Here is a 26901-nt window from a genome sequence, read left to right on the forward strand (position 1 = left end):
TACTTGGTTACACATTGCTTTATACGAATGCAGAGACGCCTGTCAGTGCACGACCAATCACGAGGGCATTCATTTCATGCGTACCTTCATACGTATAAATGGCTTCAGCATCTGAGAAAAAGCGTGCGATATCTTGTTCGCCAGCGAGTATGCCGTTGCCCCCTGTAATCCCACGTCCCATTGCGACAGATTCACGTAGACGAAGCGCATTCATCATTTTCGCAGTCGAGGTTGCTACTTCATCGTATTCACCATTTTCTTGCATACGTGCTAATTGTGCGCTCATTGCCATGGCATGTGTCAGATTGCCTTGGATCATTGCGAGTTTTTCTTGAATCAGTTGATACTGGCTGATGGACTTTCCGAATTGTTTGCGTTGTTTGACATAGTCGAGTGTTGCGCGTAGCGTTCCGGCAAGTGCACCTGTTGCCATATAAGCAACACCAGCACGTGTAGAGTATAAAATTTTGGCGATGTCTTTAAAGCTCGTGATGTTTTGGAGCCGATCTGCTTCATTCACACTCACCCCATTGAGTCGGATTTCTGCGTTAGGAACGATACGTAAGGCGATTTTATGTTGAAGCACGTCAATTTCTACACCCTCTTGGTCCGGTGTGATGATAAAGCAATGCGGTTTGCCCGTCTCTTTGTTGACCGCAAAGACTGGAATGACATCGGACACATGCGCACCACCAATCCATTTTTTCGCGCCATGAATGACCCATTTATCGCCATGACGTTCGGCTACTGTTTCAAGGCCGCCTGCAACGTCCGAACCATGATTTGGCTCAGTCAAAGCAAAACAAGTGCGCAGTTCGTGTGACTGGAGTTTGGGTACATATTTTGCGACCTGTTCGGGACTTCCGCCAAATAGAAATGTATTGTGACCTAATCCTTGATGGACGCCGAGCAATGTAGCCAATGAGACGTCAAAGCGTGCAATCGTATAGGACATGAAAAATTGAAATAATTGACTCGGTGTCTTTGCCTTTTCGCGCCCTTGATAGAGGAGGGGGTTTGTAAAGTAATGGAGTTCCCCTATATCTTTGAAGTAGTCTTCTGGTACGGTTGCATCGACCCAATGTTGATTGATGTTTGAACGGTATTTGTTTTCTAACAAGTCATTGAGCTGTTGTAACAAGGCCACTTCGCCCTCTGTTAAACCTTTCGCAATACTTAAAATATCTTCAGGATATAATTGTTTTAATACTGCTGTTTTGTCTGTAGTCATAAAAGAATACCTCCTCATAGTGATCTTCGTGTGACTTGCTTATTATTGTTCAGCTGCTTGTTGTTGTGCTTTTTCATTCATCATTTTCGCGATGGTTATTTTATCCGGCTTTTGGGTTGAATTGAGTGGCATATGTGTGACCGGCAAATACATGCGTGGCACTTTGTATCCAGCTAATCGTCCACGCATATGTTGGTCGAGTTGGTCTACATAATCGTCAGGTTGCTCTCGTAAAATAATCGCCGCTGCAATGGATTCACCGTATTTCGGATGTTCGTAACCAACGACGACACAGCGATCAATGAGTGGATGTTCAGCAAGTACATTTTCAACTTCTGATGGTAAGACGTTTTCACCTCCAGTAATGATGAGTTCTTTTTTACGGTCGATAATGAAAATGTCGCCTTCCTCATCCTTTTTCGCTAAATCACCAGTGAGTAAATACTGTTCGTGGAAAATTTTGGCGGTCTCTTCAGGTTTATTCCAATAACCTGGCGTAACATTTTTGGCACGAATAGCCAGTTCACCAATTTCACCGTTTGCGACTTCATTTTTGTCATCATCTAGCACTTTCGCATCGACAAACATCACCGCTTTCCCAATACTCATCGGCTTATGTCGGGCATTGTCAGGCGTGTTAACCATGACGAGTGGCGCTTCAGTGAGGCCGTATCCGTTAATAATGTTAATACCGTATTTTTTGAAGGCTTGTTGAATACTCGGTAACGGTTGAGAGCCTCCTTGAATGACATATTTCATCGCTCTAAAGTCATTCGGATTGAAATTTTTTTGTGTCAATGTGCTGTAATACATCGTTGGAATCATGATGAGGAAGTCTGGGTGATATTGTGCAATCATGTCGTTCAGTTCTTCGCCATTGAAATAGCGTTGTAAGACTAACGTGCCGCCTGCCATTAACGTTGGCAACACCGTATCGTTAAAACCTAAAACATGAAACATCGGCGTGGAAATAATTGTGAGGTAGTCTGAGTTGAATTTGTAAGTCAGTTCAATATTGGCGCCATTATGCACGAATGATTCATAGGAAAACATGACCCCTTTAGGAACGCCGGTTGTACCACTTGTATAAATCAATGCAGCCAGGTCTGTGGACTCTACAGCAATGGCTTTGAAGACAGAATGTTGTGAGGGGTCAACAATCTGGTTGTATGCATCGGAATCAATGTCCATATGCAAGTATTCAGGATTGACTTCACTCAGCGAACTTAAATGCTTTTCAGCGTAAAATAATAATTTTAAAGTGGAATCCTCGACAATCGCTGCAATTTCTTTTGGGCTGAGTCGCCAGTTAATCGGTAAAAAGACAGCCCCCATTTTGAAACAAGCGAACAGTAAATCTAACAATGCAACATCGTTAGGTGCAAGTACACCGACGACATCCCCTTTTCGAATGCCTTGCTGAGTTAAATAATGTGCCATATTATCTGCACGGATATTCAGTTGCTGGTATGACCATGATGTTCCTTTAAGGTGATCAATGACTGCGGGTTTCTCAATATCAAAGTCTGCACGTGTTTTAATCCAATCGAAATTCATCTCTCAATACCCCCTTGTTTAGACTGTTTTGTTTGACTGAATCCTCTGTCGTAATAGCCCCCAATGTCGTTGATACATCGAGGCATCCATCTGTTTTAAATGTGGTGAAATCTGTGGTGTAAAGCCCATTTGAGCGATAATATCTTGTTCGATGTCTAGTCCTGGTGCGACTTCTATCAAAGTGAGGCCGTCATCTTGCAGTTCGAATACAGCGCGGTCTGTCACGAAAAAGACTTCTTGATGTAATGACTTGGCGTACGATGCATTGAAATCAATGTTACTGACCGTCTCCACAAATTTTTGTGTATGGCCTTCTTCTACTACCGATAAGCGTTGGCCTTCTATACTGAGCTTGGCGCCAGCGATGAGTGTGCCGGTCAAAATCAACTTTTGTACAGATTGACTAATGTCGATAAAGCCACCACAACCATTCATGCGATTGCCGAAGTAGGAGACGTTGACATTGCCATGTTGGTCGACTTCCGCAAAACTCATTAATGCAATGGAAACACCCCCGTTGTAGATATAGTCCCATGTCAATTCATGCCGCATGCGAACGTCGGAATTGTAGTTCATCCCGAAATGTTCTCGACTCCCGATAAAACCTCCAAAAATACCAATGTCCATAATAGGCTGGACGAGATCATTGACATGTTCCTCATGCAGAAGGTTTGTCAATTCGTTGTTGATGCCATAACCGATGCTGATCGTGTCCCCAACGTTTAAAAATTGGGCTGCACGGCGCAACATCACTTTTCGTACGCTAAAGGGCAGTGGGGATTCGGGTATGGTATCGATACGGGCTTGTCCAGACAATGTAGGTTGGTACGGTGTTTGGACGACTTGTCGATGGTAGGAAGTATCTTCAACGACATAAACGTAATCAATAAGTGAACCAGGAATATATACGTGATTCGGATTTCGTTGACTGTTATCAACAATAGCTTTCACTTGTACGATAACGGTACCCCCATTGGCCTTTGCATTGAGTGCTAAACTGTAACTTTCACCGAGATGCGCTTCTTCGTCCATATAAATGTTCCCTTGTTCATCGGCAAATGTACCTCGAAGCAATGCGACATCTAACGGTGGCAATTGATAATGCAGAAAATCCTCACCATCAATATTCAGAAAAGAGACGAGTGATGAAGTCGTCTTATCATTGATGCGCCCCCCTTGATAGCGTGGGTCGATATGGGTGTTCAAGCCAATCTTTGTAATCACGCCAGGTGTGATAGCGTTGGTTTGACGGTAGTGTGTAGCAATCACGCCTTGTGGCAAAAAATAAGCTTCCAATTCGTTGTTTTTGATCGCTTGTGCTGTCCGTGGGGAAGCGGTCATAATACTCATGATGACACGGTCTACCATGTGTCGTGCAACGAAGTCATCTAATTCAATTGCTAACCCACGACTACTCACATCATTTGCCATCATCATCGTCAGGTGTTTTGGTTCTTGATGCTGATCATAATGTTCAATTAACGATGCAAGCAGTGCTGCCGGTAAATTAGAAACAGTCAGCGCCGCCAGACCTACCACATCACCTTTTTTTATCAGTGATGGAATCGTTGTCCATGTACACTTTTCCATATCACAGAGCCTCCTTTTACACTTTTTATGTAAGCCCTTACATGAAATATAACACAGTTACAACAATTGTAAAAATAAAAAATTTGTATTTTCAGATAATAGTCACAACAACGACACAAAATTTGGTGCGATGAAATGCGTGGTGACACTGTTTTCAGGCGTTTACATTGGAGGAGGAAAAAATTTTCAATTGGGCATTCGGTATAGGGAGGGGGACATCATTTTATGTAGTCGCAAATGATTGGAGGACCGTTCCTTGTGATTCTATGTTAATGACCGATGACTTACCCTTAGTTATCCTTTGGGGTGAAAGAATAAGGATAGGGCGTTCAAAAATAAAAGGACTAGCCCTTTGTGATGGCCAGTCCTTTAAGTGTTATTTTGAGTGTTGAGCGACATGACGTCCATGTACGACATAATAGAGTACGAGTGCGATGAGTGCTAATATGGCCATGGCAACGTAAAGCGTATGGAACCCCCACATTGAAATGATATAACCTAATAAAAAGGGGCCGAAACCTGCGCCAAAGTCTAAGAAAATATAAAATGTTGATGTCGCAAGGCCGACTTGATGGCGAGGGGCCTGTTGCACGACGATAGCTTGACCACTCGGCACAATCGTTCCGTAACCAATACCGATAAAAATAGCCGATAATGCGATGAGCCACGTCCCTTGTGCACTGCTTAATATGACGAGGCCGATTGCGAAAATAATTATGACAGGATACATCATTGCATTGTGGCCATATTGGTCAAAAATTCTGCCAGTGAAAGGTCTGGTCACAAACGCACTGATGGCGTACACGATAAAGAAAATGCTGGCCGCTGTCGGTAAATCCATTGTTTCTGTATACACAGATAAGAATGAGAGTACACTTGAATAGGCGACACCAATCACAGCTAAGACGAAAGAGAGGGGCATGGCATCTTTTTGAATAAATGCGCCAATCCCTTTCAGCGGTGTACTTTTCATTGACGTTTCTACTTGAGGTAAAGGTTTCAAGGCAACTGCAAGTATGAATGCCAGTATAATCACACCTAAACCGAGTGTGAATATCGAGCGGAAACCGAATGATTGGTTGAATAAAATACCCAAAAACGGTCCCACAGCAGAAGCGGTTGTCACACTTAAAGCGTAGTAACCGATGCCTTCCCCTTTACGTGCTTCCGGTACAATACGAGACGAAATGGCACCTGTCGCAGTAGAAGAAAAGCCAAATGCGATACCATGGATAAAACGCACTATTAATAATAGGGCGAGTGTTTGGATGACAAAATAAAGTGCGACTGTGACAATTGAAAAAATAACACCATAAACGAGTACTTTTTTAGGTTGAATTGCATCGACGATACGCCCAGAAGCAAGCCGTCCTATTAACATACCGATAATGAAAATACCTGATGCAAGACCGCCGATACTTTCAGAAGTATGGAATTCATTAATTGTGAACACTGTCACTGTTACAATGAGCATATAGTGAATCATGTACATTAAAAAGTTGGTCAACGTGATGAAAATAAAGTCTTTAGACCAAAGTTTTTCTTGCATAAACAGGACCACCTTTTGTTGGCAATAGAAGTAGGTTGATATGTATTTAGTATAGAACATCGTAGGCGACATGTTAAATAAGAGGTATTGGAAGGACGGGGTGGACAACATTGATGCGCACTGTGTTGAACAAAAGCCGGAGTATTACAAATTGTTGAACTTTACAATTGCTTCACGGGATATGACTTCCTTTGGTCTCCCTTTCCCAAAATGATTTGCCTCAACTCACCGGCATTTTTGTATGATAGTTAACAAATGAGGGTGAGCTGAGACATAGCCTAGGAAAAGCATCATTTTGTAAAAGGGTGACTTCACTTTTGATTGGGTGACGCGTTTGAGTTTGTTACGTCGTCTGTAATGTTTCTTCAAGTTTGCCTAAATGGCGTAATGTGGGTGTGAGTGCCGCAAAGAAAAAGCCTTCCTTCAACTTGCGTGCTTGTGGCGCTTTTGGCGAATAAGCCCGAGAACCGCCATTCACCATTGACGCTTGGTTCACTTCTAACAATAAATAGCCGAGTGCTTTTTTCAATTGAATGATTTCGAGTAAATGTTCACTTAAGTCATCTTGCGCTTGATCTAACAATGCATAATATTGCTCGCGTAACGTGTCAAACTGCTTTTTGTAATGTGCAACATCATACTCTAAATACGCATTAATGCCATTTTGTGCGTTTGAAAATTGATCGATTAAGTCGAGCGAACTTTGAATGGCACCTAATGCGATAGGGATTTGTAAAGTGACGAACTGCGGGCGAATCGTTGCCGCAAATTGTTCGGCATCTTTCGTAATGATTTGTGATGCTGGTACGGCCACATTGTCGAATGTCATGCTGAAAGTGGCTGAACCGTTGACCCCTAAGAAGTTGGATTTTTCTTCCAGTGTGAGGCCATCTGTATTCGCTTGTAGAATAAACATTACGAGTTCGTTCGTCTCTGTATTTTGTGATATGGCACCGAAATAATGCGACGCGCCAATATTGCTCACTGCTGGCAATTTTCCGTTGACGATCAGTTGTTCACCTTCATAATGATGCGTTAAGTTGAAAGTTTCTAATGCATTGAACGACTTCATCGGGTTAGACAAGCCTGTTGCGCCTAACGCTTGGCCAGATAAAATTTGTTGTTGTAAATCTTCGTGTAATGCCGGTTGTTGCGCTTGTTTTAAATATGTTGAAAAGGCGAGTTGGCACCATAAACAAAAGGCTGTTGTCAAGCATGAGTATGCGACTTTTTCAATCACCAAGGCATTTTGTTTAAGATCATCTTTAGAAAAATGGCCGTCTTTAAATAATTGTGCGATAAAGTCTTGTGCGTAATATTGTCCGTGATCAATGTCGATTAAGTAAGGGTCCAGTTTTTGTTCGATTAAAGTTTCTAACGTAGTCATCTGATTACTCCTTTATTAAGATTCTCCAAAGCGTTTTAAAATGAGACGTTCCAAATAACTAATAAGACGGTCAATAAGAAAACCGAAAAGACCGATGAAAAAGATGGCGGATAAAACATCTTCTAAGTTCAACATATTGCGAGAGTCGACAATGAGAAAACCGAGTCCAGACTGTGCGCCGATCATTTCTCCTGACACTAAGAAAATCCAACTTGTGCCGACCGCGACATGAATGCCTGACATGATATGTTTAAATGCGCCAGGAAAAATAATGTCACGATATAATGCCCAGCCACGTAAGTTCAAGTTATCGGCAATTTTTAAATAATGATTATCAATCGTACGCACACCTTTAATCGTGTTGAAAATGATAGGAAAGAAAGCAGCGATAAAAATGATGAAAATCGCTGGTAAACTGCCAATCCCGAACCAGAGTACGATAAAAGGAGACCACGCAATCGGTGAAATAGGTCGAATCGTTTGTAGTAAAGGTTCAATCGCTTGATAAAGCATTCGGTTGCGCCCTAACAAAATGCCGAGTGGAATGGCGAGTAAGACAGCGATTAAAAACCCGACAATAAAGCGATATAAACTAATACTCAGATGGACAAATATTTCCCCGGTTATGATGAAATGGCCAATACTTTGTGCGACTTGAATAGGACCAGGCAACAAGACCGGTTGATAATCACCAATCCAAATCACACATTGCCAAATTAATAAGAACAAGACGAAAGTATAGAAAGGGCGTAAATAATTTTTAAATACGGTTGCTATCATGTGAATCACCCTTTCTCATATAATGAATCATCGACAAATTGCGCGTATGAAGGTGCGTCAAATAACTGATGAGACTTCACGAGTTGTGCAATTTTATCGTAGCCCGCTCGTTGGATCGTTAAATCTCCATAAGACGTCCACCTTGCAGATTGTTCTAAAATTTTGCGGTCTTGTTTGTAATATTTCGACATGACATCCACACTTTTGGCTGTATCATCTAATTGATAACCCGCTTTTTTGTAATCACTGACAAACTGTTGAGCGGCTTGATGATGGTGTTGAATGACATCTTCTTGTAAGACGAGGACACAACAATACGCATCAGGCATAATATCGCTGCCGTGTTGCAATAAGTGACCTTTTCCAAGCTTTTCACCGAGTGCGCCGAATGGTTCTGCCACGGAATAACCGTCAATACGTTGTTCACTGAGTGCGGCAGGCATTTCAGCAGGTGCCATTTCGTGATAATGAAAATGGCCGTCATGAACATGAAGCTGTTTGCGCATTTCTTCTAACAGTAAATAATGTGTGGAATAACGATGTGGAATCGCAAACGCATAATCATCTTTATTGTTAAAGTCATGCAAATCATGGCCGTTTTGACCGAGGACGACATTCCCTTCATGATGGCCGAGTGCCACTGCTTTGATTGGGGAACCTTTCGATTTTGCTTTCATCGCCAGTTCGATTAACGTAGAGGCACCATCTATTCGCCCGCTGTTCAATGCATCCATCAGATCAGGCCAATTGTTAAAACGGACCAATTCGACGTCGTAATACGGATTGTTCTTTTTAATTTCTTTCGTCATCATCAAATTCGCCGCATGTGTGATCGGCAAGTAGCCTATTTTCAGCACTTTTTTATCATGGCTTGCATGATTTTGAGAATTTGGCGTACAACCCGTCACGATGAAAAGGGCGATGCTCAATAAAATAAGTAATCTTTTTCTCATCTATAGCGCTCCTTTACAAATGATATTCTGGTTCCGCCATGTGATGATTGAGTGCGAAATCTTCCATGATTTGATGGCGAATTGACAATAATGCCGCATCATTACGGTTTCTCGGATGAGATTGATGCACGGTATATTGATTGATAATGCGCGCCCCGTCCCCGAGTAAGACAATTTCATCGGATAAATAGAGTGCTTCGTCAATGTCATGCGTCACGAGGATCAGTGTTGCATCTGTATGTGTGCGTAATTTAACCAATTCATCTTGCAATTTATAACGTGTAAAGGCATCCAGTGCGCCGAGGGGTTCGTCTAATAAAACGACACGAGGTTGATGAATCAGTGCACGACAAATGGCGACACGTTGCTGCATCCCGCCAGACAGCTCAGCAGGGAAGTGCGTCCCTTTATTAGCTAACCCGACAGTCGATAAATAGGTATTGATGTGCGTATTGGATACACTTTGATTTAAGCCGAGCCTAATATTGTCGTTAATCGTTTTCCAAGGTAATAAATTATGATGTTGAAATAGCATTAAGCAGTCCGGTGATGGCGCCGTCTTTGGTGTCTGATTGATGATGATGTCACCTGATGTCGGTGTTAAAAATCCACCGATAATATTGAGTAACGTCGATTTGCCGCAACCACTTTTACCAATCAAGCTCACAATCTTTCCAGTCGGTATGGTTAAATTAAAATTTTGAATGACCCGATGTGCCCCAAAATCATGCTGCAGTGCTTTAATTTCAATCACGGTGCCACCTCCTAAATCTTATTAAAACACTAAGAATTATAGTGATAAGAAAGAGCGAGAAAAGGGCATCGACAGTATGTGATATCTAAAACCCAATCGCTCACTGACGACGCATTTCCCGCTCCCAAATGTGTCCTGTGCATGGACGCCTAAATGACGTTAAATTTTTTCGATGCCGTCAATCGGTGTATTCACAGCTTCACGTGCACGACGAACCGCATCTTCATCTGGTGCATTATAGAGGCAGACGCACTTTGTCATATCTTCGCAAACGTAAGTTCTTTGGAATTGAACTTCAGGCACTTCTTCATAATGGACGGAATTTTTCTTTTTACGTTCTAAATATTGCTCCATTGTAATGCCTTCTGGGATGTTCCAAGTGACTAAATAGTCGATAGAAACGTCGCCTTGTTTCACTTCCTCTAAATCTTTGCCGACAAGGCGTACTTCTTTCACTAAGCTGACTTGAATAGACGCATCTTCTAAAAATTGTTTTGCCTCTTCTTCACTGTTGCCCTCTACAATGAAATAGCCATGTGATAAATCTTCTGTCACTTGGACTTCAATCAATTCTGGGCCTCCTTGTTCAGAAAGTGATTGTACCTTTGCTTCTAATTCTGCTGATGTTTTGGCGAATGATAAATCTTGAGTTTCCAATAAGTATAATGACATAAATGAGACCTCCAACCCTTTTTAATATGGATATATTACATTAATTCCTATCAGAATACAAGGGATTAATCAAAAATAAATCAGAATTTTTTGACAAACGCGAAACAATAGAGATCATTGTACGGTGTTGAAACATTTGATGAGTAAAAATATTATTATTACGGTGTCACAGCTTTAGTAGTTTATAATAAAGTGAATATCCGTAGAGGGGGAATAAATGTGTATCGACGTATTGTGATTTTAGGTATGCCCGGTTCGGGAAAATCGACGTTATGTGTGAAAATTGGAAGGGCGCTCAACATACCCACATTTCATTTGGATCGCTATGCATGGGAGGGTGATGCGCTTGTACCGGCAGAAGTGTTGCAACAACAAGTCACTGAAATTGTGAAGGCAGACGCATGGGTAATGGATGGCACATATGAAGCGACATTAGACGACAGATTAGCGCGCGCAGATTTGTTAATATGGCTTACGGATGCACGTTGGCGTTGTATTTTACGCGTCATTCGTCGCTATGTGATGCGCAAGATTCATCCTCAAACTGGAGACAACCCAGACATCATCAGTTGGGAATTTATCCGTTACATTTGGCAATATGAGCATCAGAAAACAGAGAGAATCTTGCGTATTTATCGACGCCATGCCGACCATTGTGAACTATGGCGAAGATGAATGATGACTCGGGGTTGAAGCGAATGACTGAGGATTCAAGTCGTGGGGGGACAACATATAAAAGACTGTCAAAAGCTAAAACGAAAGGGGATGTGAAACTCAATGTCCCATCCCCTTTCAAAGTATTATTCGACATACTTAAAGCAATCATCTAATTTGTCATTACAACGACATGCTTCTGAAATTTAAGTTAACGGCTCTTTTCTACTACTCAGCCTTTTTATAACTTTTTTGGATATATTGAATAATCTTTCTCAACTCCACTAATGTTGGACGACCAAAAGGATTCGTCTGTTTTTGTTGATAAAGCAAACGATTGTCCTCTGAGATTAAGAAATATGCAGGCTCATTATGCTTACCGTGATCATTATAAATCGCATCATCTGGATGACTATAAACACCATAAGCATTCGCAAAATCATTGTTGTCGTCAACCAGCACTGGAAATGGTACGGCTTTGTCCGCTACCAATTGACGAAGATTATCTGCTGAATCATCTGAAGTTAAAATGATTTGAATATTTTTCCCTTCAAAGTAACCTTTATTTGCCACTAAACTTTCAATCTCATCCACACATATTGGACACCAAGCACCACGGAAATTGATCACAAAATACCATTGATTTGGATGGCCTTGTTGAAATTTTTGAAAATCAAATGTCGCACCATCTGTTGTATTCAATTGGAAGTTCGGCATTTGATCGCCTAATCTAAATTCTGTCATTATCATGCGCTCCTTTTTTCTGTAATGTTGACATACTAATAAGCTATTTCTGTAATTTCTAATATAACATTGTTGCGTGATAGGACGGAGTAGCGTGCTTGTAATCGAGCAAAAACAAATTGATTTTTGAACAAAAAATGACGTTTGGACTGCTGGCAGTGTGCGGGAAGTCTTAGTTTTCACAATGAATATGAGACTTTATCTTGCACCTTTTTGAAACTCATGTTAATTTGTATGTAAACGTTTCCACAATAGGAGGTGTGCGATGGCGACAATAAAAGAAGTGGCAGCTTTGGCGGGTGTGTCGGTAGCGACTGTATCTCGAGCGATGAATCAGAGTGGTTATGTAAAAGCTGCGACGAAGGCTAAAATTGATGCAGCCATTCAACAGTTAGACTATGCGCCAAATGAAGTGGCTCGTACTTTGAATATGAAACAATCTAAAGTTCTGGGTTTATTGTTACCAGATATGAGCAACCCATTCTTTACACAAGTGGCACGTGGCGTAGAAGATACAGCAATGGCGCACGGTTATCACATTATGATTGGAAATGGTGCGATGAATGAGCATAAAGAGTTGAACTATTTGGCAACGTTCAAAGCAAATCATTGCAGTGGTATTATCGCGTCGCAACTGTCAACAGCGCATGCCTTTGAACAGCTCCAAAGTGATGAGCGGCCCCATGTGCTCGTCGATCGAGTGACAGCGGATGACTATTGTGTTGAAGCCGATCATCAACAAGGGGGACGTTTGCAAGCTGAAGTGGTACTCCGTGGCGAGGGCCAGCGCGTGTTGATTGTGTATCAAGATCAAAGTTATCAATCATTTCAACAGCGGTATGAAACAGCACGCAAAGTATTACAAGAAGCGGGCTGTACAGTATTTGAAATATCAGATTTAGCTATGACTGAGGCCCATTTTTTAAATTTAGTGCATGAAAACAACATTGACAGTGTGATTTGTAGTCATGATGTGGCGGCATTTCGTGTATTGAAATGGCTTTATTATGATGGACAACGTGTACCCGAAATGATACAAGTGGTTGGTTATGATGACATGCCACTCGCGGAATGGTTTGTGCCTGGATTAACCACTGTGCGACAACCGGCATATACGTTAGGGGAACGCGCAGCTCAAAAATTAATCGCCCAAATTGAAGGTCAAAGCAATATAGAAAGAAAAACAGTGTTAGATGTCACATTAATAGAAAGAGAAACGACAAGGAGGAATGAATGATGCGTCAAATTTATGTCATTGGAAGTATGTCTATGGATTTAGTAGTCTCTTCACAAGTAGTACCAGAACAAGGTGAGACAGTGTTAGGTAAGGACTTCTTCACAACACCTGGAGGCAAAGGTGCGAACCAAGCTGTTGCGGCAGCACGTCTCGGTGAACAAGTGCATATGATCGGTTGTGTCGGTGAAGATACATTCGGTGCGCAAATTCAACAAAACTTTAAAGACAATGGTGTGCAAGTAGATGGTATCGAAGTGATTGAAGGTGAACCATCTGGAACAGCACATATTACGTTATCACAACAAGACAATCGTATTATCGTTGTGCCATCAGCGAATAGTTATGTCACACCAGAACGTATTCAGCCGTACTTGGCGCGTATGGAAGCGGGGGACATTGTGCTGATTCAACAAGAAATTCCAGCAGAAACAGTCGCACATGTCATTGATTACTGTGCGCAACACGATATTGTCTCTATTTTAAATCCAGCACCTTATCGTGAAGTACCTGCAAAAGTCATCGAACAAGCACATTATATTACGCCTAATGAAACGGAAAGTGCGCATCTATTTGAAGGTATGGCCATTGAAGAAGCCGCGGCACAATATCCAAACAAACTGATTGTGACACTTGGTTCAGAAGGGGCAATGTATCATAACGGTGAACAAATCGTTAAAGTCCCAAGCTTCAAAAGAGCAGTCAAAGATACGACAGGTGCAGGAGATACATTTAACGGCGCATTAGCAGTTGGATTACAAAAAGATTATCCGTTAACGCAAGCGATTGAATTTGCTAACTTAGCGGCAAGTCATTCAGTCACAGGCATGGGTGCACAAGGTGGCATGCCATATTTTGCGGATTTGGAAGGTGAATTAAATGTATAAATTTGGCACATTAAACAGTGAGATTTCGCGTGTACTAAGCAGATTAGGTCACACAGATGAAATCGTTATAGCGGATTGTGGACTCCCGATTCCAGACGGGGTGAAACGGATTGATATCGCATTGAAAGAAGGTACGCCATCATTTGAAGAAGTGTATGAAGAACTCATGCATCATATGGCCATAGAACAAGTCGTTGTCGCTCGTGAAATGGTAGAGGAAAATGAAGCATTGTATCAAAAAGTTAAAAACGATTTTCCAACGCTTGAAATGGTCTCACATGAAAAATTTAAAAAGCAAACACGCCATGCAAAAGCAATTATTCGAACAGGCGAGGCAACACCATATGCCAATATCATTTTAAAAAGTGGTGTGATTTTCTAAGGGGTGACAATGATGATTCAAATGACGAATATTCATAAATCATTTGGCACAAACAAAGTATTACAAGGGGTAGATTTTACATTGAAAGAAGGGTCCGTTCATGCGTTAATGGGTGAAAACGGTGCTGGAAAATCAACATTAATGAAAGTGTTAGTCGGCATTCATCAAAAAGATCAAGGTACATTAACGTACTTTGATCAGCCGATAACGTTTGATAATCCAAAGCAAGCTGAAGCTGAAGGAATTACCTTTATTCATCAAGAGCTCAATATTTGGCCGGAATTGACTGTTATCGAAAATTTATTTGTTGGTAAAGAAAAACGCAATGCTTTAGGTTTTTTAGATCAAAAAGCGATGCGTGCTCAAGCAAAACACATTTTTGATACGTTAGATTTTCATATTCCGTTTAATAAATTAGCCAAATATTGTTCTATTGGTGAGCAACAGATGATAGAAATTGCAAAGGCACTCATGACAGATGCCAAAATGATTATTATGGATGAACCAACTGCTACACTGACGGATAACGAAATTCAAGCACTATTTAAATTAATGCGTCGTTTGAAATCACAAGGAGTAGCCTTTGTATATATTTCACATCGAATGGCTGAAATTTTTGAAATATCGGATGAAATTACAGTGATGCGAGATGGTAAAACAGTACTGTATCGTGCAACTACAGAGACCTCTTACCCAGAAATTGTGAGAGCTATGGTCGGCCGAGATATTGATGAGCAGTATCCGACACGGGATTACGTAGAACAATCACCTGTATTAGAAGTGGAAGCTTTAAACCATCAAGATTATCACATTGAACATGCTGCGTTTCATTTGAATGAAGGCGAAATTTTAGGCGTTAGTGGTTTAATGGGTGCCGGACGTACCGAAATGATGCGAAGTTTATTTGGCATAGATAAAAATGAAAACGCTATCAAAATTAGAGGTAAGGCGGTCAAAATCAGTTCTCCTCAAGATGCGATGGCGCACGGACTTGCTATGATTACCGAACGCCGTAAAGATGAAGGGCTCATATTAGACTTTTCAATTCGTGACAATATGGTTTTACCATCACTTAAAAGTTTTGCGAAATATGGCTTTGTCGATACGAAGAGCACGAAAGCTTTTGTTAAAACGATGCAAGACCGTTTAAACATAAAGGGGGATGATGAACGACCTGTTGCGGCATTGTCAGGGGGGAACCAACAAAAAGTCGTCTTAGCTAAATGGATTGGGACTGGCCCGAATATCATTATTTTTGATGAGCCGACACGAGGTATAGATGTCGGTGCCAAACGTGAAATTTATCAATTAATGAATGAACTGACTGAACGGGGTGTGTCGATTATTATGATTTCCTCAGAATTACCAGAAGTTATCGGCATGAGTGATCGCGTTATGGTTGTTCATGAAGGCAAGGTCGCAGGTCATTTAAAAGGCGATGCCATCACAGAAGAGAACATTATGACATTAGCAACAGGGGGGACTTTAAATGAAACAGTTAACGGCTAAAGCACCGTTTTTCGAAAAAATATTACCATTTGTCGGTTTGATTTTACTTGTTGTCATTATTAGTATACTGAATACCGCATTTTTAGACTTATCCAATTTACTTAACTTATTACGTCAAGTTTCTATTAACGGGCTCATTGCTTTTGGGATGACTTTCGTGATTTTAACAGGCGGCATCGACTTATCAGTAGGGTCGATTTTAGCATTATCATCAGCTTTTATTGCATTGATGATTACGAGCGGTCTTGATCCGATTATCGCAATAATTATCGGCGTATTGATCGGTTTTATTTTAGGTGTAGTCAATGGCTTATTCGTCACAAAAGGTAAAATGGCACCGTTCATCGCTACATTAGCAACGATGACAATTTTCCGTGGCTTAACACTTGTTGTGACTGACGGGAATCCGATTACCAATTTAGGGGACAATTATCTTTTTCAATTGTTTGGTAAAGGTTATTTCTTCGGTATCCCAGTACCAGCAGTGACAATGACAATTGCATTTGTTATCCTATTTATCATTTTGCACCGTACGACGCTTGGACGCCATACATATGCCATTGGTGGTAACGAAACAGCGGCTTTGATTTCAGGAATTAAAGTCGACCGCATTAAAGTTTTAATTTACGGTATTTCTGGTTTAATGTCAGCATTAGCGGGTGCGATTTTGACATCACGTTTGAACTCAGCGCAACCGACTGCCGGTACAGCTTATGAATTAGATGCTATCGCCGCTGTTGTGTTAGGTGGGACATCATTAACAGGCGGTAAAGGACGTATTGTAGGGACATTAATCGGTGTACTCATCATTGGTGTATTAAACAACGGTTTGAACTTATTAGGTGTATCGTCATTCTATCAACAAGTCGTTAAAGGGATTGTAATTCTCATTGCAGTATTAATTGATAGAAAAAAATAAGCGAAAGAGGCAAAAATGATGAAAAGACTAGCAATAATTTTACTTACTGTCGTCGTATTTTTAGCAGCGTGTTCATTAGAGTCTCCTGTGAAAAAGGATCAATCTGGTAAGACGAATAAGAAAAAGTCGGATATTACTATAGGTGTCAGTATTTCGACATTGAATAATCCATTCTTTGTGTCAATTAAAAATGGTATCGAAAAAGAAGCAAAGAAAAATGGAATGAAAGTTAAAGTCGTGGATGCACGTGATGATTCAGCAAAACAAACGAATGACATTGAAGACTTAGTGCAACAACAAGTGGATTATTTAATCGTCAATCCAACTGATTCAAGTGCCATTTCAAGTGCAGTTGAATCGGCGAACCATGAAGGTATTCCAGTTATTACATTAGATCGTTCTGTCGATAAAGGTAAAGTGGCGACATTTATTGCTTCTGATAACGTTGAGGGTGGTAAAATGGGTGCGAACTTTATTGTGGAACAACTCGGTGAAAATGCAAAAGTGGCAGAATTAGAAGGTGTCCCTGGCGCAAGTGCAACACGCGAACGCGGTAAAGGATTCCATGAAGTCGCAGATCAACAATTAGAAGTCGTTTCTAAACAAAGCGCGAAATTTGATCGTGCTGAAGGATTGAACGTCGCACAAAATATGATTCAAGCACATCCAGATATTCAAGCGATTTTTGCGCATAATGATGAGATGGCATTAGGTGCGATTGAAGCAATTGGAGATAAGGATATTTTAGTCGTTGGTTTTGACGGTAATGAAGATGCGATGAAGTCGATTAAAAATAAACAGTTGAATGCAACAGTCGCACAACAACCTGATGTGATGGGACAAAAAGCAGTAACATCAATACTTCAGTTGATGGATGGTAAAAAAGTCGCTGCATCTATTAAAATCCCACTGAAATTAGTCACACAGTAGAGGTTGGAAGTGAATAGAAATAAAGTTATAGGAGTTATAAGATATAATAGATAACTCGAAACGTTTGTTCATTTCTCGATATACGTAGATAGTTTAAATATGGAAGGATTGATATGAAATACCATTTCTATGCAGTGTTACAGGAAGAAGGTACGGATTACAATGTATATTTTCCTGATTTGCCAGGTGCTATGACATGCGGAAGTGATATTGAAGAAGCTGTATTGATGGCACAAGATGCTTTGGAGGGGTACCTATTAGTAATGGAAGATGACAACGATGAAATATCTACACCATCAAAATTTCAAGAGCTCATGAATAACCTTAATACGAATGAGCAACTACATTTAGTCACTGTTGAAACGAATCAATAAGTCATTAAACAACATATTTATCAAAAACAGACGTATGTTTGGGAGAAATCTCACATACGTCTGTTTTTATGATGCCTCACATTTTAAAGGGAAGAAAATTTAAAAACAGAGCCTTGCTGTCCTTCATCTCCACACACGGCAAGTAGGGTGACTGAATGTAACAGAGGGTGAAATGAGCAAATGCTCCACAAAGAGAAAAGTCCCGATGCAAGCTACCAACCATGCGACACGACTGAGGGATAAAATAAATATCTAAATATGATTTCTACTTTTTAATAGTGGTTCCTGTTTATCGCAGTAGCTGTCTGACTTCTCAATGCGCTCGCTTTTGAGAAGTCTAGTCATACTTGCGGGGGCAGTACGACGAAATCTTTGTTGCACATGAGATTTCTGTACTGCTCCCAAAATCCAATTCGGTAATCATCAAGTGTTCATTTCAATCAAATTGAGGTGAGGCATGTTTTCGAAAGGGTTAATTGATTGCCAATGCTGTGCTTCATCACTTTTACCAGTATCACATTTTAAAGGGAAAAATTAAAACTGATGCCTTGCTGTCCTTCATCTCCACACACGGCAAGTAGGGTGACTGAGTGTAACAGAGGGTGAAATGAGCAAATGTTCCACAAAGAGAAAAGTCCCGATGCAAGCTACCAACCATGCGACACTCCTGAGGGATAAAATAAATATCTAAATATGATTTCTACTTTTTAATAGTGGTTCCTGTTTATCGCAGTAGCTGTCTGACTTCTCAATGCGCTCGCTTTTGAGAAGTCTAGTCATACTTGCGGGGGCAGTACGACGAAATCTTTGTTGCACATGAGATTTCTGTACTGCTCCCAAAATCCAATTCGGTAATCATCAAGTGTTCATTTCAATCAAATTGAGGTGAGGCATGTTTTCGAAAGGGTTAATTGATTGCCAATGCTGTGCTTCATCACTTTTACCAGTATCACATTTCAAAGGGAAAAAATTAAAACTGATGCCTTGCTGTCCTTCATCTCCACATACAGCAAGTAGGGTGACTGAGTGTAACAGAGGGTGAAATGAGCAAATTTGCCACAAAGAGGAATGTCCCGATGCAAGCTACCAACCATGCGACACTCCTGAGGGATCAGCTGGCCCGGAAAATCCAATTCGGCATCAATCAAGTGTTCATTTCAATCAAGCCGAATTTAGTTGTAGGGCCAGCCCCTAGGAAAGGGAGCCATGGTGGGCGTAGCCAACGGTTTAAAACAACGTCTGTATCACCCAATGCTCAAACCCCTCAAATGCTTAAACTCCTCAAATGCTCAAACCCACCCAATGCTCAAACCCATCACACCATAAAAAATGCCCCTGATGTGAGATGAAGCACATCAGGGGGCTAAAGGTTTTAAGATTTTAAGATGATTTTTTTAATTATCTAGAGTTGTAAAAATGATACAAGATGTCGGTATGTTGCTATAGATGAAAGGGAGTGTATCACTATACCAACAACCTTAACTATAGAATCAAGTTGTAATTTTTGGAGGCGTTACGCAATTTTAGGGGTATAACGTAACAACCTAACGCATGTCACGATATCAAGGGCTATTAAATATCATGGCATTTGTCAACATGTTACAGTTGATGTCGGTTTCGCCTATGTACTAGAGGGATAACATAGGCGTATCGTCAACTGTTCAATAGGATTCATACCTGCTGTTCAATCTTACTTTAGTTATGGAGGATAAACATTTCCGTTGCAACAATCTGTCATCAACTATGCTGAGATTGTTCAACTTGGCTTTTACTTACTAAGGGAAATATGAATGCTTGCTTACTGTAGTCTTTTTAGGAATGACTGATATGTGTATGATTCTTGACCCTTGGCTTCAAGTAACGGATTTGATTGAAATGCGAACAATGTTGAGATAGGTATCAGCATTGTTACTTTGTCATGTAAAGCTTTGATATCATTGTGCGCACAATAACATATATCAAGTCGCATGACGTGTTTCCACCATCAATCAAGACAAGTTGTGCAGGGCTAATGCGACATTGCCTTAATTGAATTGTTCAATGATAAATCACGGATATCAGATGCTTGGTTGTATCGTTCATGCGGTCATCACAGTGTACGCATAGGGCTCAAGTTATGCCTTTGAGACCAGATGAATCGCTACAAAAAAGCCAAGCCATTACAGAGTATGACATGTGATATGTGTTTATCGAATTGAACACTTTTAAGATAGCACATCGGATAGGTTTTGTAAATAAAAAAGTTAGGCAAACCTAAAAATATTCTTGAAATATCTGTATAGACAAGTGTTTGAGCCTTTAGACATCAGGTTTTTTTAAGGTGAGAAATGAATGGGTAAAGCATATTGATGTATGAGCAACAATTTCGAAAATATGTTGTTTTTTTCAACGCTTACTTTGCTTTGTTGGTTGGAACGTTACGACCTACGAGGTAAAGTGTTCATTATACTGAATCAAAATGTCTGAAGGAGGAAACATTGTGTCAAAATGGTTGTACAAGTTTGGTAAGTGGATTGCCGAACATCGATGGTTAGGAATATTAGGTTGGTTGATGGCACTTGTCATCATTATGACGCCACTTATCATCAATGCCCCTAAATTTCAAAGTGATTTAACGATGAATGGTCTGAAGTCGTTAGATACGAATGATAAAATTAATGAAGCCTTCCATCAAGATAGTGAGAAGGCATCGATGCGCATTGTTTTTCATACAAATAAAGATGATGGCATCAATGATAAGGGACTCAAGTCAGATATTGAAAAGGCATTGACACATATTGAACATCAAGACGATGACATTCAACATGTGTCGAGTCCGTATGAAACGAAACAAATCAATGATGAAAAAAATACAGCTATTGCGGATATTAATTACGTTGTACCGCAAACAGATTTAAAGGAACAGTCGAAAGAAACGGTTCAAAAAGAGATAGATGATTTAAAAGAAAAACATAACATCCAAATCGAAACGACAGACCGCATGGCCGCAAATCCTGAAGTCGGTGGCGCGTCTGAACTGATTGGGATTGTCGTGGCATTTATTGTATTACGTGAGTCTCGAGATTTCTGAGAGTGTGGACAACTACGCGCATAGTGAAGCACAACGGCCATTCTTTTATAACATGTTGACATTCATGGCAGAAAACAAAAAGTTGTTCAAAAATATTATGACGACAGATAATCGCGTTGATATTTTTGGAGATTTGGTCAAACTCGTCAGCCGGCTGATGCGAGATGATGCAGAACAGAATGAAGAAAATAATGATCCGATTATACGTCAAATTAGAGAAGCAGAACATCCGATATTGATGAGTGATTTTTATAGTAGTGGGCTGATTGAAGTGTTGAAGCGGTGGTTAGAAAATGATTATCAAATCGATGTAGAAGAAATGGCAGCCACATTAGAAGTCATTTTCAAAGGTGATAGCAGGGGAAATCAATAGAAATATTATGAGGCTGGTGGACGCATAACGACGTCTCGCCAGTCTTTTTTATATTGAAGAGAAGTGAATGTCTAATCACTCAATCCAAAATGATACCATCTTTAGTATTTATTTAAATATAAAATGATTAATAAGATGATGTTAATATTTAGTTAATAATTATTAATACCTAGTTTATGTCAATTACGGCTTTGAGGCATTATCATGATACATGTAATCCCAAATGGAAAGAAGGAATTTGTTATGAAAATGAAAATGGCATTAGTTTCAGGTGCTTTAGCGACAACATTCTTGCTTGGTGCTTGTGGCAACGACAACATGGATAAAGCCAAAGAAGATAACAAGGCTGAAACATCTATGAAGGACAAAAAAATGGATGAGTCTAAAGCATCAGACAATGCAAAAGTGATGAAAAAAGGCACATTCAAAGGTGAAAACAACGAAATGGTAAAAGGTAACGCTGAGATTAAAGATGGTAAGTTAATGTTAACAAACTACGAATCATCTAAAGGTCCAGACTTACACGTTTACTTAACAAAAGGTAACGACATCAAAAAAGGCGTTCAATTAGATGAAGTCAAATATGATGAAGCAACACAAACTTTCGATCTTAAAGACGTTAACGCAGCAGACTATGATACAGTAACAATTTACTGTGACAAAGCGCACGTTATTTTTGGATCAGCAGAACTTAAATAATCAACAAGACGAGACATCATGAAGAAAGGAGTGTGACATATGGCAATCGCTTATAAAGTCTTAATTCTCCTTATTCGATTAGGATCAGGTTTTTATATATTGATGCAAGGATTTGAAAAATTGACAGGTGGGTTTGCGATTGATGGACTCGTTTCAGTCATTCGCGACAACCAAGACTCCCCACAATGGTATAAGACATTTTTTGAGTTTGCAGTTGCAAATCATCTGGAAATTTTCAAATGGATGGTCCAAATTGGCGAAATTGCGATTGGTTTAGGACTCATCTTAGGCGTCATGTCCTATACTGCGAGTTTCTTTGGCGTGTTCATTATGTTAAATTATATTTTAGCTGATATGATTTTTACATACCCACTGCAATTGTTGTTCTTCGTTATTTTATTAATGAATAGAGAAACATTGGCAGCACTAAGTTTAAATCATTTCATCAAACGTAAAAATATAAGGAATGATGAACATGGCGCACATACTCATAGTTGATGACGAGCAAGACATCAGAGAAATATGTAAAACCTATTTTGAATACGAAGGTTACCACGTGACGACCGCATCAAACGGCGCTGAGGCACTCGAGATGTTAGGCACAAATATCGATGTCATGGTGATTGACATTATGATGCCAGAAGTCAACGGTTACGAAGTGGTACGTGAGATGAAAAATAAAGGACTCGATATCCCATATGTTTATTTAACAGCAAAAACAAGCGAACAAGACACCATATTCGGTTTAATGTTAGGGGCAGATGATTACGTCAAGAAACCCTTCAGTCCCCGTGAGTTAGTGATACGTGTCAAAAACTTATTGAATCGTGTCAACGTCACAAGTCCTTCCACACAAGAAACGATTCGTTGTGGCAGACTCGTATTAAATAACTTAAACAAAACCGCAGAATTTGAAGGGGAAGTCATTCCTTTTCGCATCAAAGAGTTCGAATTGTTATGGCACTTTGCAAATAATGAATCTGTCGCATTATCCAAAACAGATTTGTTAGAACAAGTTTGGGGTTACGAGTACTACGAAGACATGAATACATTGAATGTACATGTCCATCGTATACGTGAAAAATTAGAAAAATATGGCTATGACGACTATATCATCGCAACGGTATGGGGGCTTGGCTATAAATTTCAGAGGCAATTTTAAATGACGATACGTAAACAACTGATTTATTCGTTTATCGTTACTATTATCACAACGACATTTTTATTTTACACGCTATATAAATTGATGTGGTTTGACGGGCCACTCACAATTTTGTTGACGATTTGTTCGTTTCTTTCCGGTATGATGACACTGATTATCGGTATCTTTTTCACAGTCCCCATGATTAAAAAGATAGAAAGATTAAACGAAAAAACGCAAAAAATAGCGCGAGGCCAATTTGAGACAGAAAAGACGAAAATCCATGCCCCTAAAGAAATACAACAATTGAGTGAGTCTTTTGATCAAATGGTCGATAAAATTCAAGAGCAGATGAACCTTATCAAAGAAGAGCAAGAGGAAAAGATGAACTTAGTCCAAAATCTTGCCCATGATTTAAAAACACCCTTAGCAAGCATTAAATCCTATACAGAAGGATTGCGAGACGGCATTATTCATAGTGAACGAGATATGCAAAAAGCATACAATATTCTCATAAGTCAGTCAGACCGGCTGTCGAGAATGTTTGACGATCTGACGGATGTCATCACAGTGAATCATCAAGAAAGCGAACAGACGCTCATTCATATGGATCAATTGCTTATCCCAATTTTTGAAATTTATTCACAGAAATTACACCATGAAAATAGACAACTTGATGTAGAAATTGCACAAAATATCAAACCTTTCATTCAAGACCAGCGCGCGATAGAACGCATCCTCATGAACTTCATCGACAACGCGCTTAAATTTTCAGATCACGGTTCGCCCTTAGCTGTGAAGGTCATTGAAGATCATGATGAAATCGCCATCTCCGTCATCGATCAAGGTATGGGTATTTTGGAATCGGATATTAAGAATATATTTGAACGAACTTTTCGCGTAGAAAGTTCTCGACATAAAGATACAGGTGGTTCCGGCCTTGGTTTATATATTGCCCAAACTTTAGCCCATCAAATTGGTGGTCACATTGAAGTGAGTAGCACATATGGACAAGGTACGACAATCACATTACGCTTCCCTCCAAAAGTATATTAAATATAGATAATAATTCTCAAACTCAGTACTTCTCAAACCTTTCATAAATTATAGATAGATATTACAGGCGTTAGGCATAGTCCTAGCGTCTTTTTTGGTGTGTGGAAAGCTAAACGTTCAGAAATATAGCCTCCCCTTTTCACAACCTACCATCTTCCACCTCACCACCGTCCCCATGTTGTTGCAATTGCACAGCTCTCTCATACGGTTTCGCCACTTTAAAGATGTCTATAAACAGGTGTTATTTCTTGATGATTTCTTCCTTTATTTCAATTTCCTGTATGTTCAAACTTATCCATTTTCATATTAATCATGATTTTATGTTTTTGAAACCTCTTTGATTATGAATCGTTTAAGGTTTTAATAAATACAACTGCAGTGTAGTACGGAGGTGCACGTGTAGTAGGTTCTGTCGTTTCCTTCGAGCTACATATGCAAAATTTCGTATTGAGAACTGAAGTGAATTGCACATCTATCAAACGACTGGAGCTATTACAATAATGACATAGGAGGTTGAACGTTGCTAACGAACAGACAATTTGAAATTTTAAACAAAGTCATCAAAGCTCAAGATTTCATTTCCATTGCTGAATTGGCAAACGAATTTGAGCGCTCCGAAAGAACGATTCAATATGATATTGAGTACATTGAGTTTATGAAGGAAGCATTGCATTTACAAATTCAAAGGAGTAAAAGTAACGGCATTAAAATTGATTGTAAAGATTTGAGTGCGATTCGGCAGATGAATCAGGCGACATTTCCAGATGTGCATTTTACGAAAAGTGAGCGGCATTTACACATTTTATTACATCTGTTTGAAGCAAAGGCACCTGTGAATTCTCGGATGTTATCTACTTTGGTCAATGTGTCGCGACGGACGATTGTAGATGATTTGAAAGATGTGACAGACTGGCTTCAAGCGCAGGCGTTAACTTTACGTTATGTGAAAAATAAAGGGTTTGTCATTGATGGAGATGAAGGGAACTATCGAAAAGCTTACGGTCTCGTCATTCATGATTATGTGAAGTCGACAAACGAATTAGTACGGAAGACGCTCTTTGAAGATGAAGATATGCAATGGATGCGACAAATGGTGATTCATACGTTAGAAGAAAAGGGTTATCCACTCTTTCAAATTGCGATTGATGGCTTGGTGATTCATTTGCTCATTGCGATACAGCGGATTAAAAAGCATTTTACGATGGAACCCCCGAAAGAAGCACTCACAGCATTGATAGAGACGGATGCATTTCGGGTTGCTCAAGCGATTGCAGTCGAAGTCGAACAACATGATGCCATTGCGTTTCCAATATCAGAAACGATGTTCATTGCGCTTCATTTATTGAGTGCTAAAAAGTTAAAAATTGAAAATGCTCATGTTGGCACGGAAGAACTTAAAATTCTCATTCATCAATTTGTCGAAAGAATGAGTGCGAGCTTAGGCATTGACTTGATTAAAGATACGAAATTACTCAATAATCTTTATCTACATTTGGCACCTGCACTCAATCGATTAACGTATCGTTTCGTTCAACATAATCCTATTAAACAAGAGATTTATGCACAGTATATGGAAATAACTGAAGTGATCACCGACAATATTTGGATTTTTGAAGAATTATACAAGGTTGAATTTACAGATGATGAACTTGCATACTTAACACTTCATGTCGCTTCAGCAATTGAAAGATTGACACAACATAGAGGCAGAAAAATCAAAATTGTATTATTGTGTGGCTCTGGTATTGGAACGTCACAATTGTTAAAAGAGAAGTTACGAAAAATTTACCCAGAGTTTGATATTTTAGATGCTTATTCGTTGTATCAAATTGATGAAGCACAGTTGAAAAAGCGTTACGTGGATTACGTCATTACGACAGTACCGATTGAATTGGAAGCCATTAAATGTGTTAAAGTGACGCCGTTTTTGGATGAGAAAGATAGAGAACAGCTCAATGACATTATTAATAAAGAACGGGAACGCTTTGCACTTCATTTATCACGACAAGGCTTGCAGTTGAAACAAGTGATGAAACCTGAATTTTTGGGGACGATTCACCAAAAGATGTCTCGCAATGAGGCGATTGCTGAAGTGATGCGACCGTTAGAGCAAGCCGGCATGATTCATGAACAGTACAAAAAAGAAATTATCAATAAGTTGGATGAGTTTGGTACATATATGGTCATCAGTCCACATGTTGCGTTACTTCACGGCAGTACAGAATATGCGTTGAACGGAGTAGGCATGACTTTGTTTTATTTTGATCAAGGTGTTTACTTTGGACATGAGCGATTTGATCCGGTAAAGGTGATGATTGGCTTAGCGACGGATGAACCACAGAAACATTTAACTGCTTTGAAAGAACTGAGTGACATATTGATGGATGATACGATGCGCGTCCAACTTTTAAATGGAGATTTGACGGGATTGAAAAATAAATTAGCGTGTTTGTAAA

At 39.9% G+C, this 26901-nt stretch carries 24 protein-coding genes and 1 pseudogene; 15 read left to right on the forward strand and 10 right to left on the reverse strand.

Annotated features, from left to right (window positions below; genetic code table 11):
- Window positions 1-19 precede the first annotated feature (19 nt).
- The 9 genes from fadE to EL101_RS01050 all read right to left on the reverse strand — a co-directional run bounded on the left by fadE (window position 20) and on the right by EL101_RS01050 (window position 10473).
- A complete protein-coding gene (gene fadE / locus EL101_RS01010) occupies window positions 20-1231 on the reverse strand; it encodes an acyl-CoA dehydrogenase FadE (protein WP_096598337.1) in 1212 nt (403 codons plus the stop codon).
- A gap of 42 nt (window positions 1232-1273) precedes the next feature.
- Complete coding sequence (gene fadD, locus EL101_RS01015; RefSeq protein ID WP_096598339.1) at window positions 1274-2788, reverse strand: long-chain-fatty-acid--CoA ligase FadD; 1515 nt, start codon at window positions 2786-2788, stop codon at window positions 1274-1276.
- Window positions 2789-2806: 18 nt separating this feature from the next.
- Window positions 2807-4378 carry a fatty acid degradation protein FadX gene (gene fadX / locus EL101_RS01020; RefSeq protein WP_096598341.1) on the reverse strand — a complete coding sequence of 524 codons (1572 nt, stop codon included), beginning with the start codon at window positions 4376-4378 and terminating at the stop codon, window positions 2807-2809.
- 376 nt (window positions 4379-4754) lie between these two features.
- Window positions 4755-5927, reverse strand: coding sequence for an MFS transporter (locus EL101_RS01025; protein WP_096598345.1), 1173 nt, complete (start codon window positions 5925-5927; stop codon window positions 4755-4757).
- Between the two features lie 343 nt (window positions 5928-6270).
- The gene (locus EL101_RS01030) at window positions 6271-7314 is read right to left on the reverse strand and encodes an acyl-CoA dehydrogenase family protein (protein ID WP_096598347.1); all 1044 of its coding nucleotides are present in this window, start codon (window positions 7312-7314) and stop codon (window positions 6271-6273) included.
- Between the two features lie 15 nt (window positions 7315-7329).
- Window positions 7330-8094 (reverse strand): ABC transporter permease, encoded by a 765-nt coding sequence (locus EL101_RS01035; RefSeq protein ID WP_096598349.1) that lies wholly within the window; start codon window positions 8092-8094, stop codon window positions 7330-7332.
- 5 nt (window positions 8095-8099) lie between these two features.
- Window positions 8100-9047, reverse strand: a complete 948-nt coding sequence (locus tag EL101_RS01040; RefSeq protein WP_096598351.1) for an ABC transporter substrate-binding protein — start codon at window positions 9045-9047, stop codon at window positions 8100-8102.
- A 13-nt stretch (window positions 9048-9060) separates the two neighbouring features.
- Window positions 9061-9801 carry an ABC transporter ATP-binding protein gene (locus EL101_RS01045; protein WP_096598353.1) on the reverse strand — a complete coding sequence of 247 codons (741 nt, stop codon included), beginning with the start codon at window positions 9799-9801 and terminating at the stop codon, window positions 9061-9063.
- 159 nt (window positions 9802-9960) lie between these two features.
- Window positions 9961-10473, reverse strand: a complete 513-nt coding sequence (locus EL101_RS01050; protein WP_096598355.1) for a DUF4242 domain-containing protein — start codon at window positions 10471-10473, stop codon at window positions 9961-9963.
- Window positions 10474-10692: 219 nt separating this feature from the next.
- Between EL101_RS01050 and EL101_RS01055 the strand changes: the two genes are divergently transcribed.
- Entirely contained in the window at window positions 10693-11148 is a 456-nt protein-coding gene (locus EL101_RS01055; protein WP_096598357.1) for a P-loop NTPase family protein, read from the forward strand.
- A 207-nt stretch (window positions 11149-11355) separates the two neighbouring features.
- Here EL101_RS01055 and EL101_RS01060 read toward each other — a convergent pair whose 3' ends face one another.
- A complete protein-coding gene (locus EL101_RS01060) occupies window positions 11356-11871 on the reverse strand; it encodes a peroxiredoxin family protein (protein ID WP_096598359.1) in 516 nt (171 codons plus the stop codon).
- A 265-nt stretch (window positions 11872-12136) separates the two neighbouring features.
- Between EL101_RS01060 and EL101_RS01065 the strand changes: the two genes are divergently transcribed.
- The 14 genes and pseudogenes from EL101_RS01065 to EL101_RS01130 all read left to right on the forward strand — a co-directional run bounded on the left by EL101_RS01065 (window position 12137) and on the right by EL101_RS01130 (window position 26900).
- On the forward strand, window positions 12137-13108 hold the full coding sequence (locus EL101_RS01065; protein ID WP_096598361.1) for a LacI family DNA-binding transcriptional regulator: 972 nt from the start codon (window positions 12137-12139) through the stop codon (window positions 13106-13108).
- Window positions 13108-13992 carry a ribokinase gene (rbsK, locus tag EL101_RS01070; protein WP_096598363.1) on the forward strand — a complete coding sequence of 295 codons (885 nt, stop codon included), beginning with the start codon at window positions 13108-13110 and terminating at the stop codon, window positions 13990-13992. The genes EL101_RS01065 and rbsK overlap by 1 nt, the downstream gene beginning before the upstream one ends.
- Window positions 13985-14374 (forward strand): D-ribose pyranase, encoded by a 390-nt coding sequence (rbsD, locus tag EL101_RS01075; protein ID WP_096598365.1) that lies wholly within the window; start codon window positions 13985-13987, stop codon window positions 14372-14374. Before rbsK ends, rbsD begins: the two co-directional genes overlap by 8 nt.
- Window positions 14375-14383: 9 nt before the next feature.
- Complete coding sequence (locus EL101_RS01080; protein WP_164715556.1) at window positions 14384-15883, forward strand: sugar ABC transporter ATP-binding protein; 1500 nt, start codon at window positions 14384-14386, stop codon at window positions 15881-15883.
- The gene (locus EL101_RS01085; protein ID WP_096598369.1) at window positions 15864-16802 is read left to right on the forward strand and encodes an ABC transporter permease subunit; all 939 of its coding nucleotides are present in this window, start codon (window positions 15864-15866) and stop codon (window positions 16800-16802) included. Before EL101_RS01080 ends, EL101_RS01085 begins: the two co-directional genes overlap by 20 nt.
- Window positions 16803-16820: 18 nt before the next feature.
- Window positions 16821-17732 (forward strand): D-ribose ABC transporter substrate-binding protein, encoded by a 912-nt coding sequence (locus EL101_RS01090; RefSeq protein ID WP_096598371.1) that lies wholly within the window; start codon window positions 16821-16823, stop codon window positions 17730-17732.
- A gap of 113 nt (window positions 17733-17845) precedes the next feature.
- Window positions 17846-18106, forward strand: a complete 261-nt coding sequence (locus EL101_RS01095; RefSeq protein WP_096598373.1) for a type II toxin-antitoxin system HicB family antitoxin — start codon at window positions 17846-17848, stop codon at window positions 18104-18106.
- Between the two features lie 2479 nt (window positions 18107-20585).
- Window positions 20586-21155: pseudogene (locus EL101_RS01100) on the forward strand (MMPL family transporter); the annotation flags it as partial.
- A gap of 85 nt (window positions 21156-21240) precedes the next feature.
- Window positions 21241-21549, forward strand: coding sequence for a TetR-like C-terminal domain-containing protein (locus EL101_RS01105; protein WP_240622754.1), 309 nt, complete (start codon window positions 21241-21243; stop codon window positions 21547-21549).
- 243 nt (window positions 21550-21792) lie between these two features.
- Entirely contained in the window at window positions 21793-22248 is a 456-nt protein-coding gene (locus EL101_RS01110; RefSeq protein WP_096598377.1) for a DM13 domain-containing protein, read from the forward strand.
- Window positions 22249-22287: 39 nt separating this feature from the next.
- Window positions 22288-22746, forward strand: a complete 459-nt coding sequence (locus EL101_RS01115; protein WP_019167024.1) for a DoxX family membrane protein — start codon at window positions 22288-22290, stop codon at window positions 22744-22746.
- Window positions 22724-23410 (forward strand): response regulator transcription factor, encoded by a 687-nt coding sequence (locus EL101_RS01120; RefSeq protein ID WP_096598379.1) that lies wholly within the window; start codon window positions 22724-22726, stop codon window positions 23408-23410. Before EL101_RS01115 ends, EL101_RS01120 begins: the two co-directional genes overlap by 23 nt.
- On the forward strand, window positions 23411-24445 hold the full coding sequence (locus tag EL101_RS01125; RefSeq protein ID WP_096598381.1) for a sensor histidine kinase: 1035 nt from the start codon (window positions 23411-23413) through the stop codon (window positions 24443-24445).
- Between the two features lie 520 nt (window positions 24446-24965).
- A complete protein-coding gene (locus EL101_RS01130; RefSeq protein WP_096598383.1) occupies window positions 24966-26900 on the forward strand; it encodes a BglG family transcription antiterminator in 1935 nt (644 codons plus the stop codon).
- Window position 26901 lies beyond the last annotated feature (1 nt).

This window comes from Staphylococcus delphini, assembly GCF_900636325.1.
Lineage (GTDB): Bacteria > Bacillota > Bacilli > Staphylococcales > Staphylococcaceae > Staphylococcus > Staphylococcus delphini.